Raw genomic sequence first — 14,574 nt, forward strand, 5'->3', positions numbered from 1 at the left:
CGCTGGGGTACTCGCTAGAAGTTTCGGAACGGCAGACGCTGCTTATTACGCCTGCGCGCGGCGCAGAACATAGCCGAGACGATGTGAAAAAAACGTCGCCTAGCCAGCCCCGCATTTAGCCCTGTGCGGCTTAAGACTGCCTTAAGTTTGCGCCCCAACAATCCGGCCCAGGCTTCTAACCGAGGTTCCCCGATGGAACTGCCCTGGGTCGATCACACCGATGTACTGGCACGCATTGGCCGCGAGCCGTCGCTCTGCCTGCAACTGGCGCAGGCCGATGCAGGCGAGCGGCGCACAGCGCTGGAAGACTTCATCCGCCAGCGTTTCGCCGAGCACTATCAGGCGCAGGTGCGTCATTTCATGCCCTGCCTGCTCGGCCTGCATGGCGACAATGGCGAGGTGCATGGCGCGGTCGGCCTGCGCAGCGCCCGGCGCCGGCCGCTGTTTCTCGAACGCTATCTGGACGAGCCCATCGAGCAGGCCGTGAGCCAGCGCCATGGGCGTACGGTGCCGCGCGAGGAGATCGTCGAGGTCGGCAACCTCGCCGCCTTTGGCAATGCCTCGGCGCGCCTGCTGATCGTCGCGCTGACCGATCTGCTGGTCGCTCAGGGCTTTCGCTGGGTGGTGTTCACCGGCACGCCGGCACTGCTTAACAGCTTCCAGCGCCTGGCGCTCGACCCGCTGCCGCTGGGTCTGGCCGATCCGGCGCGCATGGGCGAGGAGCTGGCCGACTGGGGCAGCTACTACGCCTGCCGGCCGCAGCTGATGGCCGGCGAGATCCTGCCCGGCCACCAGCGCCTGCTGCAGCTTGGCCTTTATGCGCGGCTCGGCTATCAGCCGCTGTTCGACACCGCGGAGGCGCCCCATGCAGCCTGCAGCTGAACGCTTCTGGACGACGCTCGACCAGCACGCCGGCATCGCGCTGAGCGAAGGGCCGCGCCAACTGAGCTACGCCGAACTGCGCCATGAGGTGGCCGCGCGCGCCAGCCATCTGCAACGGCTCGGCGTGCAGCGCGTCGCCCTGGCGCTGGATAACGGTCTGGAGTGGGCGCTGTGGGACCTGGCCCTGCTGCGCGCCGGGCTGGTCTGCGTGCCGCTGCCGGGATTCTTTTCCGCGGCGCAGCAGGAGCACGTGCTGCAGCACGCCGGCATCGACTGCCTGATCGGCACCGCCAGCCCGCTCAGCGAGCGCTGCGGCTTCCAGCAGACCGCCAATGGCCTGCTGCAGCGCCAGCCGGATGCCGCAGCGCCGGTACCGGCCGGCACGCTGAAGATCACCTACACCTCCGGCACTACCGGCCAGCCCAAGGGCGTCTGCCTGGATGCCGAGGCGCAGCTGGCGGTGGCCGAGAGCCTGCGGCAGGCCAGCCTGCCGTGTGATGTGCGCCAGCATCTCTGCGTGCTGCCGCTGGCGACCCTGCTGGAGAACATCGCCGGGCTCTATGCGCCGCTGCTGGCCGGTGCACGGGTCGAGCTGCGGCCGCTGGCGGAGATCGGCTTCAGCGGCGCGGCGGGCTTCGAGCTGCAACGTTTGCTGGCCACGCTGCAGGCGAGCCAGCCGCACAGCCTGATCCTGCTGCCGCAGCTGTTGCTGGCGCTGGTCAGCGCCGCCGAACAGGGCGTGCCATTGCCAGCGTCGCTGCGCTTCGTCGCGGTCGGTGGCGGCCGCGTCGCGTCGCAGCTGCTGGAGCGCGCCGAGCGGCTCGGACTACCGGTGTTCGAGGGCTACGGCCTGTCCGAATGCGCCTCGGTGGTCTGCCTGAACACACCCGAGGCGCGGCGCATCGGCACGGTCGGCCGGGTGCTGGCGCACGTCGAGCTGCGCTTGGCCGCCGATGGCGAGGTACTGGTGCGCGGCCCGCACATGCTCGGCTACCTCGGTGAGCCGGCGCTCGCTGGCGAGTGGTTGGCGACTGGCGATCTCGGCCATTTCGAGGACGGTTTCCTGGTCCTGCACGGGCGCAAGAAGCACCAGTTCGTCACCGCCTACGGGCGCAACGTCAACCCGGAATGGGTCGAGGCGGAGCTGGTGCAGCAGGCCCCCATCGCCCAGGCCTGGCTGCATGGCGAGGCACTGGCACAGAACGCCGCCGTGCTGGTGCCCAGACGCGGCGATTGTAGCGACGCCGAGCTGCGGGCGGCAGTCGAGCGGGTCAACGCCGGCTTGCCGGACTACGCCCGCGTGCACCACTGGCTGCGCGCCGCCGAGCCCTTCACCGCCAGCAACGGCCTGGTCACCGCCAACGGCCGGCTGCGTCGCGACGCCCTCTTCAACCATTACCAATCGGCGATCAACGCCCTTCCGTCCTGACTTTCGAGGTTCATCATGGATTTCTTCGACCAGCTGCAACACCAGACCAATGCCGAGCGCGAATACCTGCTTGGCGCGCCGATCATCCACGCCGCGCTCGCCGGCACCGCGACCCGCGCGCAGTACATCGCCTTCCTGACTCAGGCCTACCACCACGTCAAGCACACCGTGCCGCTGTTGATGGCCTGCGGCGCACGCCTGCCGGAGCGCCTGGAGTGGCTGCGCGAGGCGATCGCCGAATACATCGAGGAAGAAATCGGCCATCAGGAATGGATCCTCAACGACATCCGCGCCTGTGGCGGCGATGCCGAGGCGGTGCGCCACGGCCAGCCGGCACTGCCCACCGAGCTGATGGTCGCCTACGTCTACGACCGCATCGCGCGGCACAATCCGGCGAGCTTCTTCGGCATGGTCAACGTGCTGGAAGGCACCAGCATCGCCTTGGCGACCCAGGCAGCCGGCGTGCTGCAGGACAAGCTCGAGCTGCCGGCCAAGGCGTTCAGCTACCTGACCTCGCATGGCAGCCTGGACCTGGAGCACATCGAGTTCTTCAAGAAGCTGATGAACCGCCTCGAAAACGATGCCGACAAGGCCGCCGTGGTGCACACCGCGCGCGTCGTCTACCGCCTCTACGGCGACATCTTCCGCAGCCTGAGCGCGCCGGAGCACGACCATGCAACTGCGTGACGCGCGAATCCTGCTGACCGGCGCCAGCGGCGGCATCGGCCAGGTGCTGGTCGAGCGGCTCTGCGCGAACGGCGCACGGCTGTTGCTGGTGGGACGCGACAGTCTTGCCCTGGAAGCGCTGACGCGCCGCTATCCGGGGCAGGTCAGCCTGGTCTGCGCCGACCTCACCCAGCGCAGCGGCCGGCATACGGTGCTCGATGCCGCGCGGCGTTTCGGCGGCCTCAACTGCGTGATCAATGCCGCCGGGATCAACCAGTTCAGCCTGCTCGAACAGCAGGACGAGGATGCCATCGCCCGCCTGATCGGCGTCAACGTCACCGCCACACTGCAGCTGACCCACCTGCTGCTGCCGCTGCTGCGCCAGCAACCGCAGGCGCTGCTGGTCAATCTCGGTTCAACCTTCGGCTCCATCGGCTACCCGGGTTTCGCCGCCTACTGCGCGAGCAAGTTCGCCCTGCGCGGTTTTTCCGAGGCGCTGCGCCGCGAGCTGGCCGACAGTCACGTCAAGGTGCTCTACATCGCCCCGCGCGCCACCCGTACGACCATGAACAGCGACGATGTGGTGGCGATGAACAACGAGCTGCAGGTGGAGATGGACGATCCGCAAGAAGTCGCACGGCAGATCGTCCGCGCCATCGCCGCCGAGCGAGAGGAGCTCTACCTCGGCTGGCCCGAAAAACTCTTCGTGCGCCTCAACGGGCTGCTGCCGCGGCTGGTCGACCAGGCCTTACGCAAACAGTTGCCGGTGATCAAGCGCTTCGCCGGCGCCGAACAGCCGCAACCACCCACACCCCAGCCCAACTCAACCGGAGAACACCCATGATGCGTCTGCTCGGCCTCTGCGCCCTGATGCTGGCCCTGGCCAGCCAACCCTCCTTCGCCCTCAGCCCGGCCGGCGAATCGTCGCTGCAGCAGATCCAGACCCGCTGGGCGGAGATCAACTACCAGCTGCCCGCCGCACAGCGCGAAGCGGCCTTCGCCCGGCTCGCTTCGGAAGCCGAAAGCGCGGTGGTCGGCGAACCGCAGGCCGCCGAACTGCACATCTGGCACGGCATTGTGCTCAGCACCTGGGCCGGCGCCAAGGGCGGGCTCGGCGCGCTGGGTTTGGTCAAGCAAGCTAAAGCCGAACTGGAAAAAGCCATCGAACTTGATCCGCAGGCGCTGGATGGCTCGGCCTACACCAGCCTCGCCAGCCTCTACTACCAGGTGCCCGGCTGGCCGATCGGTTTCGGTGACGAGGACAAGGCCGAGGCGCTGTTCAAGCAGGCGCTGGCGCTGAACCCGAACGGCATCGACCCGAACTACTTCTACGGTGATTTCCTGCTGCGTCAGAAACGCTACGGGGAAGCGCGCGCGGCGCTGGAAAAGGCCCTCGCCGCGCCCGACCGCGCGGGTCGTGAAGTCGCCGATGCCGGTCGCCGCGACGAAGCCCGCGCGCTGCTCGCGCAGGTCAAGGAAAAGCTGGAATAACCGGGTGCGGCGGCGTTGAATGCACAGCAATGCCGCGAACCCTTCAGGACGACAGGAACGACATGCGCATTCTGCTGGTGGAAGACGATCGCGCCCTCGGCGAGGGCATCCGCACCGCACTCAAGCCCGAGGGCTACACGGTGGACTGGCTGCAGGACGGCGCCAGCGCGCTGCATGCGCTGAGCCACGAGAGCTTCGAGCTGGCCATCCTCGACCTCGGTCTGCCGCGTATGGACGGTCTGGAAGTGCTCAAGCGCCTGCGCGCCAGCGCCAACCCGATCCCGGTGCTGGTACTCACCGCGCGCGATGCCACCAGCGACCGCATCGCCGGGCTGGATGCCGGCGCCGACGACTACCTGGTCAAGCCGTTCGACGTCGCCGAACTCAAGGCCCGCCTGCGCGCTCTGCTCCGGCGCAGCTTCAATCGCCCTGAGCCGGTACTGGAGTACCGCGGCATCCTGCTCGACCCGGTCAATCAGCAGGTCAGCTACCAGGGCACCCCGATCAACCTGCCGCGCAAGGAGTTCGTCCTGCTGCACGAGCTGATCGCCCAGCCCGGCCGCGTGCTGACCCGCGATCGGCTGCAGCAGGTGCTCTACGGCTGGGACGAGGAAGTCGAGAGCAACGCGCTGGAGGTGCATATCCATCACCTGCGCAAGAAATTCTTCCCCGAACTGATCCGCACCGTGCGTGGGGTCGGCTATCTGGTGGACAAATGCTGAGGCGCTCTATCCGCAACCGCACCCTGGTGCTGGTGCTCGGCATCCTGCTGCTGTCGCTGAGCCTGATCTCCTGGCGCAGTTATCGCGACGCCCGCCACGAGATCGAGGAACTGTTCGACGCCCAGCTGGCGCACAGTGCTCGACTGGTGCAGGGGCTGGTGATGCGCGACATGAATCCGCAGGCCCGCAATGCGCTGCAGCAGGCGCTGGACGCCGCGGTGAATGCGCGGCGCGATCAGGGCGTGCCGGGGCACGACTACGAAACCAAGCTGGGCTTTCAGGTCTACGCCACGGATGGCAGCAGCCTGTTGCAGTCAGCCGGCGCGCCGCACGGCGCCTTGCAGCGGCTGGCCGGCGCCGACTCCGCCTCACCCTTCAGCCATCTGAGCGGCGGCTATCACGACGTGCAGCTCGACGGCCATGCCTGGCGGCTGTTCCTGCTGCACGACCGCGAGGACGATCTGTGGATTCTGCTCAGCGAGCGCGGCGACGTGCGCGGCGAGCTGGTCGGCAAGATCGCCCGGCGCAGCCTGCTGCCCGACCTCATCGGCCTGCCGCTGCTGGCGCTGCTGATCTGGCTGGCGGTGGGCTGGGGTCTGCGGCCGCTGGCGCACATGGCGCAGCTTCTGAAGACTCGCGCCCCGGACAACCTCGCGCCGCTGCTGCTGGCGCCGCTGCCGCAGGAGCTGGAGCCGGTGGCCGCCTCGCTGAATCGCCTGCTGCAGCAGGTCAATCAACTGGTCGAGCGGGAAAAACGCTTCATCGCCGACGCCGCCCACGAGCTGCGCACCCCGCTGGCCGTACTGCGCATCCATGCGCAGAACGCGCAACAGGCCGAGCAACCGGAGGACCGTGAAGCAGCGCTGCAGCAGCTGCTGACCGGCGTCGATCGCACCACCCGCGTGGTCACCCAGCTGCTCACGCTCGCTCGCCTGGAACCCAATGCGCAGCCGCGGCATCCACAGCAGCTGGACCTGCTGCCGCTGTGCCGCGAATGCCTCGCCGAGCTGACGCCGCTGGCCCTGGCGCGCGATCAGGAACTGACGCTGGAAGCTGACGACGTGGCCGATCACCGGCTTCCCGGCGATGCCGCCGCGCTCGCCACGCTGCTGCAGAATCTGGTCGGTAATGCCCTGCAGTACACGCCCGATGGCGGGCAGATTCAGGTCAGCCTCCAGACCATGGAAAACGGCGTCAGCCTGCGCGTGGATGACAGCGGTCCGGGCGTGCCGGCAGCGCAGCGCGACAAACTGTTCGAGCGCTTCTACCGCCAGGGCGACGGCCAGGGCGCGGGGCTCGGCCTAGCCATCGTCGCGCGCATCGCCGAACTGCACGGCGCGACCATCGAACTGGCGGACTCACCGCTCGGCGGGCTGCAGGTCGCCGTGCACCTGCCCCGCCAGCCACACCACTAGCCCAGACCGACCAGCGGCGAGCTGCCGCGACCGCCCGCCGCAGGCGCAACGGGCATTCGCTAAGGTTCGCTTAAGGCTGGCGCCCTAGACTGCCGACATTCCCCTACTCGGAGTGTGTGAAATGACTGCATCGAACCCTCTGGCACGCTACGGTCGCCTGAGCATCACCCTGCACTGGCTGATGCTGCTGTTGATCGCAGCGGTCTACGCGACCATCGAACTCAAGGGCAATTTCGCCAAGGGCAGTGAACCGCGCGAACTGCTCAAGCACTGGCATTTCATGCTCGGCCTGACGGTGTTTGCACTGGTCTGGCTGCGCTTGGTTGCACGCTGGCTGCATCCCGCACCCAAAGCGGTCGCCGGGGCCGGCTGGGAACGTGCGCTGGCCAAGCTGATGCACCTGGCGCTGTACGGCCTGATGATTGGCCTGCCGCTGCTCGGCTGGCTGACCCTGAGCGCGGCGGACAAGCCGATTCCCTTCTTCGGCCTTGAGCTGCCGGCGCTGATCGGCGCCAACAAGGAGCTGGCCGGCGAGTTCAAGGAGCTGCATGAAACGCTGGCGGTAGCCGGCTACTGGCTGATCGGCCTGCACGCGGCGGCGGCCTTGTTCCACCAATACGTGCGCCGCGACGGCACCCTGTTGCGCATGCTGCCGCAGCGCCACCAGGCCTGACGCGCAAACACGACAACGCCCGGTCGACTCACCATCGACCGGGCGTTTTCATGGGTCAGCCGAGCAGTTCGCTGAACGGCAGGTATTCGACGCTTTCACCCTCTTCCAGCGTGCGGTTGCGTTCGACGATGGCCAGGCCTTCGGCCCAGCTCGCCGAGGTCAGCATCGCTGAGCCCTGACGCGGATGCAGGCACACGCGCATCTCGCCATCGACCTGTTCCAGCCGCGCGCGCAGGTACTGGCGACGGTTGTTCGGCTTGCGCCAGGCGAAGCCGGCGGTCAAGCGCAGCGGCTTGGGCAGCACCTCGGTGCAACCCTGGGCACTGAGCAGGAACGGCCGCGCCACCACCAGCGAGGTGATCAGCGCCGCAGCCGGATTGCCGGGCAGGCCGATCCACGGTTTGCCATTGACCTCGCCAAAGGCCAGCGGCTTGCCCGGTTGGATCGCCAGGCGCCACATGTGCAGCTCGCCCAGCTCGCGAATGGCCTGCTTGAGGTGATCTTCCTCGCCGACCGAGACGCCACCGGAGGTGATCAGCATGTCCCATTCGGAGGCGGCCAGCGCCAGGGCGTCACGGCTGGCGGCCAGTTCGTCGACGAGAATTTCGTAGTCGTGCACCTCCATTCCGAGGCTGCGCAGCACGCTGAGCAGGCAGTAGCGGTTGGAGTTGTAGATCTGCCCCGGTGCCAGTGGCTCGCCGGGTTCGCGCAGTTCGTTGCCGCTGGAGAGCAAACCGATGCGCAGGCGCCGATAGACCGCCACGCGGGCAACGCCGAAGCTCGCCAGCAGGCCGATCTCCTGCGGGCGCAGGCGCTTGCCGGCCTGCAGCACGGGGGCGCCAGCCTGTAGTTCCTCGCCCTGACGACGCACATGGGCGCCCTGGGCGACACCGGGGAAATGCACGCGATCGGCCTCGATCTGGCAATCCTCCTGCGCCACCACGGTGTCGGCGCCCGGCGGCAGCGGCGCGCCGGTGAAGATGCGCACGGCATGACCGGCAGGCAGTTGCTGGTCGGCAGCATCACCGGCAGCGATGCGCCCGGCCAGCAGTAGCCAGCCACCTTCGGCCGGCAGATCGGCGGCACACAGCGCGTAGCCGTCCATCGCGCTGTTGTCCCAGGCCGGCACCGGGAAGGGCGCGTCGAGCGATTCCGCCAGCACCCGACCAAGGGCATCGGGCAACGCCACATGTTCGACCGGCGGCAGCGCCGGCACCCGCGCCAGCAGTTCGGCAATGGCCTCATCGACCGGCTTCAGGCCACTGGTGTCGCAGCCACAGGCGCTCATGAGCGGGGCCCGCAGTATTCGACCGCGCTAGCCTTGAGGTGCGGCACGAAATTGCACGGCTTGGTACGGCTGTCCAGCTGCTCGACGAGGATCTTGTTCCAGGCGGTGCGGCACGCATTGGTCGAACCGGGCAGACAGCAGACCAGCGTGCCGTTGCTCATGCCGGCCAGCGCGCGGGACTGCACGGTGGAGGTGCCGATCTCGCCCAGTGAAACGTAGCGGAACAGCTCGCCGAAGCCGTCGACATCTTTGTCCAGCAGCGGCTGCACCGCCTGCGGAGTGTTGTCGCGGGCGGTGAAACCGGTACCCCCGGTGATCAGCACCACCTGCACGTTTTCGCTGGCGATCCAGCTGCAGACGCGGGCGCGGATCTGCCAGACGTCGTCTTTGACGATGGCCCGCTCGGCCAGGGTGTGGCCGGCGCTCTGCAGGCCGTCGATCAGCGCCTGGCCGGAGGTATCGGAATCGATGTTGCGGGTATCGCTCACCGTGAGCACCGCAATGCTCAGGGGCTGGAATTCGCTGTTGGACAGGTGAGCCATGGCTCGAAACTCCCTTGAAGATGTGTGCGCAGGCTGCACCCGTGCCGTGCGCGAACCCATTCCCCATTGGAGGTATGTCCGCGCGGCGTGGGTGCCATGAGGTCTGACAACGCTGCAGGCGATTGTGCGACCTGGCTCTGCGACAAGGCCCGGCTGCGGCAGCTGGGCACGTGGGTCAAACCGGCGATGCCGGTCGATGGTAGCGAATTAGGCGGTTGACTCGTAGCCCATACCAGTGCCCGCCTCAACCGCCACTGGCATTCATGAAGCGCAACACCTGGACCTCGCCGCTGCTGGAGAATTCATGGCGCAGCGGTTTGCGCTGCAGCGCGGCGTGAATAGCGTCGATCACCGGCTGGTCGCTGGTCGGATGGCGGCGCAGCAACGCACGCAGGTCGATGGAGTTCTCGTGGCCGAGGCACAGCAGCAGGCGCCCTTCCACCGTCAGCCGCACGCGGTTGCAGGTGGCGCAAAAGTTGTGGGAATGCGGTGAGATGAAGCCAATGCGCGTCTGCGGATGCTCAGGCAGGCGCACGTAACGCGCCGGGCCGCCACTCTGCTCGGCCGAATCGATCAGCGCATGGCGCTCAGCGATCAGCGCCTTGACCTCGTCACTGGAGCAGAAACTCTCGCCGCGCGAACGACCGACGTCGCCCAGCGGCATTTCCTCGATGAAGCTCAGGTCCAGCCCACCGGCGATGGCGAAGTCCACCAGGTCGGCGACTTCCTCGGCGTTGCGGCCCTTCATTACCACGGCATTGAGCTTGATCCGCTCGAAGCCGGCATCGCGCGCCGCGTCGATGCCGTCGAGCACCTGCTGCAGCTGACCGGTGCGGGTGATGGCGTGGAATTTGGCGGCATCCAGGCTATCCAGGCTGATGTTCAGCCGCTTGACCCCGGCGCGCGCCAGCGGTGCTGCAAGCTTGACCAGCTGCGAGCCATTGGTGGTCATCACCAGTTCGCGCAGGCCGGGCAAGGCCGCGATGCGCTCGCAGAGACCGACGATGCCCTGGCGTACCAGCGGCTCGCCACCGGTGAGGCGAATCTTCTTCACCCCCAGGCCGACGAAGATGCGCGCGATGCGCTCCAACTCCTCCAGACCGAGCACCTGCTGGCGCGGCAGGAAGGTCATGTCCTCGGCCATGCAGTAGACGCAGCGGAAGTCGCAACGGTCGGTCACCGACATGCGCAGGTAGTCGATCTGGCGGTTGTGGGCATCGCGTAATTGAGTCATCGATAACACCTCTGAAGCCTCGTAGGGTGGATGACGTTTGTCATCCACCATGGCCCTGCTCGGTGGATGGGTGAAGCGTCATCCACGCGACGTAGAGCCAAGCCGCCGTTATTGCATCAGTGGCGTTTCGGCGCCCTGCATGAGGATGCCTTCGATGTTCGCCGCACCCACCAGGTTCTGCAGGTACTGGCTGACGCCAATCTGCCAGACACGCTGGTTGAGCTCGGCACGAATCGAACCGGCGACCACCTCGTAGGGCAGCTGCTCGCCTTCGATGCGCTGGTCGACGAACACCAGATGGTAGCCGTAGCGGCTCTCCAGCGGTTGCTGGCACAGGCCTACCGGCAGACGGAACAGCTGGCGCTCGAACTCCGGCACCGTCTGGCCCTTGCTGATCTGGCCCAGCGCACCGCCCTGTGCTTTCGACGGGCAGGCCGAATGCTGCAGCGCCAGCTCGGCGAAGCGTTGCGGGGCGGCCTGCAGTTGGCCGATCAACTGCAGCGCCTGTTCGCGAGCCAGGCTGCGCGCCTCGGCATCATCCGCCGGGCAGGCCAGCAGAATGTGCCGCGCGGCCAGCAACGGCGCGCTGAAGAAGCGCTGCTGATTGCCGCTGTAGTACTGCTGGCAGGCAGCCTCGTCGGCCAGCGGTAGCGGCACTTCCTGCTCGATCAGCGTGCGGGTGGCCGCCTCTTCCTCGCTTTCGCCAGCCTCGGCACGCACCACCAGCCCCAGTTCACCGATGCGCTGCTGCAGCAGCTCGCGCAACACCAGCGCCTGGGTCGCCAGGTAGACGGCCTCTTCGCGGCTTTCCGCCGGGTGGTACTGCAATTCCTGAGCGATGGCCTGAGAGGCAATCGCCACCCCATTGACCCGCACCCGTGGCCATTCCTGTTCGCTGCTGGCAATCAGCAGCGGTTCACCGGACGCTTGCTCGGCAGCCGGGTCGCTGTCTTCCTCGTGCGGCAGCTCCTCGAACAGAGGGGCATCTACCGGCACTTCGATTTCCGGACGCGCGCCGCCACCGCAGCCGCCGCTTCCACCTGTGCTACCACCGCATCCACAACCCATGATGATTACCTCGATAAGACGCTTGAACCTTCGATCCGATCGGCCAGGACGGCTGACGCACGGGGCGTCAGCCGGCGAGGGTCATACCGGGGTCTTGCTCTTTGCCGTGGCAGGCACAGCGGTCGGCACGGCGGTTTCGCGTGCCGGGGCTTCGTAGGTGCGTGGACGCTGCGGGCGCGGCACGCTTGGCTTGACGCCCTTCTGGCGGACGATCTGGTAGCGCCGGCCCAGGTACCACACCGGCGCACTGACGATGTGCACCAGGCGGGTGAAGGGGAACAGCACGAACAGGGTCATACCGAGGAACACGTGCAGCTTGTAGATCACGCTGACCGACTCGATGGCGCCTGCGGCCTTGACCGGCTGCAGGGTGACCAGGCTCTGCGCCCAGGTGCCCAGCAACACCATCACCGAGCCGTCCAGGTGGCCAGTGGAGGCGACGATGGTCAGCAGCCCCAGCACCAGCTGCGCCAGCAGCACGAAGAGGATCATGATATCGCTGGTGTTGGACGTGGCACGCACACGAGCGTCGGTCAGACGACGATGGATCAGCATCACCAGGCCGATCAGGCAGAGGATGCCGAAGAAGCCGCCGGACACCATCGCCACGATCTGCTTCTGGCCGCTGGTGATGAACGAGTGGTACAGCGCCTCGGGCATCAGCAGGCCGACGAAGTGACCGGCCAGGATGAAGATGATGCCGACGTGGAACAGGTTGCTCGCCAGGCGCATGCGGTTGTTCGACAGCATCTGGCTGGAACCGGCCTTCCAGCTGTACTGCGACAGGTCGAAGCGCGCCCAGCTGCCGATCAGGCAGATGGCCAGCGCGATGTAGGGGTAGACCCCGAACAGCAGGAAATTGAAGTTAGACATTGCGCACCTCCTGGGCGAGCGCGGCGGCCTGCCCGTCATGCTTGAAATCGGTCCAGTGCAGCGGCACCGGGCTTTCCTCGCGAGCCTTGCCCGGGCCGCTCGGCATGGATGGGCAGCGATCCTGCTGCTCGGCCTGGAGGAAGTTGACCTGTTCCTCCTCCCAGATCTTGTCCAGCGCTTCCAGCGAGTCGTCGCGTTCCTCGGCGGCGACCTGCTCCTGCAGGCCGGCCAGGGTTTCCTGCACCGGCTCGCCGGCGATCTGCAGCAGCGCACGGAAGCACGCGGCATGCGGGCTTTCGCGTTCCTGCAGACGCGCCGCCAGCAGGGCCAGCAGGTGCGACACGTCGGCCAGCCCCTCGCGGGCCTCGAGGTCGTCGCGGGTGGCGAGGTATTCGAGGTACAGCGGGATGTAGTCCGGCAGCTCGCGTACACCGATGTCGAAACCGGCCTCGGTGTACTGCGCCATCAGGTCGACCATGGCCTGGCCGCGGTCGCGGGACTCGCCATGCACGTGTTCGAACAGGAGCAGCGACAGTGAACGACCGCGGTCGAACAGGTCGGTGTAACGCTCCTGCACGTCCATCAGGTCGTCTTCGGTCAGCTCGTCGAGCAGGCGGCGCAGCGCGATGCGCTGCTCCGGGCTGATCTCGCGGGCCGCGCCGATGGCCTGGGCCAGTTCGGCATGGCCGTCGCGCAGGTGCTGGTCGGGGTAGTCCAGCAGCAGGGATATCACTTTAAGGATGCGCATGGCTCAGTCCTCCCACAGCTGGACGGTCTTGATGATGTCGCGGCGGTTGGCCTTCTTCGCGCCAAACATGTTGGTGTCCGAGGCGCCCGAGCAGCCGCTGCCGAAGCTGAAGCCGCAACCGGAACGCTCGGCGAAGGCGTCGCTCATGGCCTCTTCGCGGTGCGCGGTCGGGATCACGTAGCGGTCTTCGTAGTTGGCAATGGCCAGGTAGCGGTACATGTCCTCCACCTGGGCCACCGACAGACCCACGCTCTCCAGCACCTTGAGGTCCTGCACTCCATCGACCTGCTCGGCACGCTTGTAGGCACGCATGGCGAGCATGCGCTTGAGCGCCAGCTTGACCGGCTCCTCGTCGCCTGCAGTGAGCAAGTTGGCCAGGTAACGCAGCGGGATGCGCAGGCTGTCGACGTCCGGCAGTACGCCGTCCATGCTGACGTGTCCGGCGCTGGCGGCGTTCTGGATCGGCGACAGCGGCGGCACGTACCACACCATCGGCAGCGTGCGGTATTCCGGGTGCAGCGGCAGCGCCAGCTTCCAGTCCACCGCCATCTTGTAGACCGGCGACTTCTGCGCGGCTTCGATCACCGACATCGGTACGCCGTCGTTGAGCGCCTGCTCGATGACCTTCGGATCGAACGGATCGAGGAAGATCTCGAGCTGCTTGGCGTACAGGTCCTGCTCGTTGACGGTGCTGGCCACTTCATGGATGCGGTCGGCGTCGTACAGCAGCACGCCGAGGTAGCGGATGCGGCCCACGCAGGTCTCGGCGCAGACGGTCGGCATGCCGGCCTCGATGCGCGGGAAGCAGAAGATGCACTTCTCGGATTTGCCGCTCTTCCAGTTGAAGTAGATCTTCTTGTACGGGCAGCCGCTGATGCACATGCGCCAGCCGCGGCACTTCTCCTGGTCGATGAGGACGATGCCGTCCTCCTCGCGCTTGTAGATCGCACCGCTCGGGCAGGACGCGGCGCAGGTCGGGTTCAGGCAGTGCTCGCACAGGCGCGGCAGGTACATCATGAAGGTGTTTTCGTACTGCCCGTAGATGTCCGCCTGGATCTTGTCGAAGTTCTTGTCCTTGCGACGCTTGGCGAACTCGGTACCGAGAATTTCTTCCCAGTTCGGGCCCCACTCGATCTTCTCCATGCGCTGACCGGAGATCAGCGAGCGCGGACGTGCAACCGGCTGGTGATCGGAGATCGGCGCGGTGTGCAGATTCTGGTAGTCGAAGTCGAACGGCTCGTAGTAGTCATCGATGGTTGGCAGGTCCGGGTTGGCGAAGATGTTCGCCAGCACGCGGAACTTGCCACCGATGCGCGGGTTGATGGTGCCGTCGCCATTGCGCACCCAGCCGCCCTTCCACTTGTCCTGGTTCTCCCACTCTTTCGGGTAGCCGATGCCAGGCTTGGTTTCGACGTTGTTGAACCAGGCGTATTCCATGCCTTCGCGGCTGGTCCAGACGTTCTTGCAGGTGATCGAGCAGGTGTGGCAGCCGATGCACTTGTCCAGGTTCAGGACCATGCCAACTTGTGAACGAATCTTCATG

At 66.8% G+C, this 14,574-nt stretch carries 15 protein-coding genes; 8 read left to right on the top strand and 7 right to left on the bottom strand.

Annotated features, from left to right (window positions below):
* Nucleotides 1-192: 192 nt before the first annotated feature.
* The 8 genes from LLJ08_RS16630 (at nucleotide 193) to LLJ08_RS16665 (ending at nucleotide 7,278) form a co-directional block, all read left to right on the top strand.
* Nucleotides 193-882, top strand: a complete 690-nt coding sequence (locus LLJ08_RS16630) for a thermostable hemolysin (RefSeq protein WP_044314928.1) — start codon at nucleotides 193-195, stop codon at nucleotides 880-882.
* Entirely contained in the window at nucleotides 866-2,311 is a 1,446-nt protein-coding gene (locus LLJ08_RS16635) for an AMP-binding protein (RefSeq protein WP_228207503.1), read from the top strand. The genes LLJ08_RS16630 and LLJ08_RS16635 overlap by 17 nt, the downstream gene beginning before the upstream one ends.
* A 15-nt stretch (nucleotides 2,312-2,326) precedes the next feature.
* Complete coding sequence (locus LLJ08_RS16640; RefSeq protein WP_228207504.1) at nucleotides 2,327-2,998, top strand: iron-containing redox enzyme family protein; 672 nt, start codon at nucleotides 2,327-2,329, stop codon at nucleotides 2,996-2,998.
* Nucleotides 2,985-3,821, top strand: coding sequence for an SDR family oxidoreductase (locus tag LLJ08_RS16645; protein WP_228207505.1), 837 nt, complete (start codon nucleotides 2,985-2,987; stop codon nucleotides 3,819-3,821). Before LLJ08_RS16640 ends, LLJ08_RS16645 begins: the two co-directional genes overlap by 14 nt.
* Nucleotides 3,818-4,468, top strand: coding sequence for a tetratricopeptide repeat protein (locus LLJ08_RS16650; RefSeq protein ID WP_228207506.1), 651 nt, complete (start codon nucleotides 3,818-3,820; stop codon nucleotides 4,466-4,468). The genes LLJ08_RS16645 and LLJ08_RS16650 overlap by 4 nt, the downstream gene beginning before the upstream one ends.
* Before the next feature lie 62 nt (nucleotides 4,469-4,530).
* Entirely contained in the window at nucleotides 4,531-5,190 is a 660-nt protein-coding gene (locus LLJ08_RS16655; RefSeq protein ID WP_014821503.1) for a response regulator, read from the top strand.
* Nucleotides 5,184-6,605, top strand: a complete 1,422-nt coding sequence (locus LLJ08_RS16660) for an ATP-binding protein (RefSeq protein ID WP_014821504.1) — start codon at nucleotides 5,184-5,186, stop codon at nucleotides 6,603-6,605. The genes LLJ08_RS16655 and LLJ08_RS16660 overlap by 7 nt, the downstream gene beginning before the upstream one ends.
* Before the next feature lie 121 nt (nucleotides 6,606-6,726).
* Entirely contained in the window at nucleotides 6,727-7,278 is a 552-nt protein-coding gene (locus tag LLJ08_RS16665; RefSeq protein WP_125898057.1) for a cytochrome b, read from the top strand.
* A gap of 55 nt (nucleotides 7,279-7,333) precedes the next feature.
* Here LLJ08_RS16665 and LLJ08_RS16670 read toward each other — a convergent pair whose 3' ends face one another.
* From LLJ08_RS16670 to narH, 7 genes are all read right to left on the bottom strand, one after another.
* Entirely contained in the window at nucleotides 7,334-8,566 is a 1,233-nt protein-coding gene (locus tag LLJ08_RS16670) for a molybdopterin molybdotransferase MoeA (protein ID WP_228207507.1), read from the bottom strand.
* Complete coding sequence (moaB, locus tag LLJ08_RS16675; RefSeq protein WP_003281653.1) at nucleotides 8,563-9,108, bottom strand: molybdenum cofactor biosynthesis protein B; 546 nt, start codon at nucleotides 9,106-9,108, stop codon at nucleotides 8,563-8,565. The genes LLJ08_RS16670 and moaB overlap by 4 nt, the downstream gene beginning before the upstream one ends.
* A gap of 244 nt (nucleotides 9,109-9,352) precedes the next feature.
* Nucleotides 9,353-10,342, bottom strand: a complete 990-nt coding sequence (gene moaA, locus LLJ08_RS16680) for a GTP 3',8-cyclase MoaA (protein WP_041015009.1) — start codon at nucleotides 10,340-10,342, stop codon at nucleotides 9,353-9,355.
* A gap of 108 nt (nucleotides 10,343-10,450) precedes the next feature.
* Nucleotides 10,451-11,410: a peptidylprolyl isomerase gene (locus LLJ08_RS16685; protein ID WP_228207508.1), complete on the bottom strand. Its 960-nt coding sequence runs from the start codon at nucleotides 11,408-11,410 to the stop codon at nucleotides 10,451-10,453.
* 81 nt (nucleotides 11,411-11,491) lie between these two features.
* Entirely contained in the window at nucleotides 11,492-12,283 is a 792-nt protein-coding gene (narI, locus tag LLJ08_RS16690; protein ID WP_003281657.1) for a respiratory nitrate reductase subunit gamma, read from the bottom strand.
* Nucleotides 12,276-13,031, bottom strand: coding sequence for a nitrate reductase molybdenum cofactor assembly chaperone (narJ, locus tag LLJ08_RS16695; protein ID WP_041014930.1), 756 nt, complete (start codon nucleotides 13,029-13,031; stop codon nucleotides 12,276-12,278). Before narJ ends, narI begins: the two co-directional genes overlap by 8 nt.
* A 3-nt stretch (nucleotides 13,032-13,034) precedes the next feature.
* Nucleotides 13,035-14,573, bottom strand: coding sequence for a nitrate reductase subunit beta (narH, locus tag LLJ08_RS16700; protein WP_015278195.1), 1,539 nt, complete (start codon nucleotides 14,571-14,573; stop codon nucleotides 13,035-13,037).
* Nucleotide 14,574 lies beyond the last annotated feature (1 nt).

The organism is Stutzerimonas chloritidismutans (assembly GCF_020783375.1).
Taxonomy (GTDB): Bacteria; Pseudomonadota; Gammaproteobacteria; order Pseudomonadales; family Pseudomonadaceae; genus Stutzerimonas; species Stutzerimonas kunmingensis.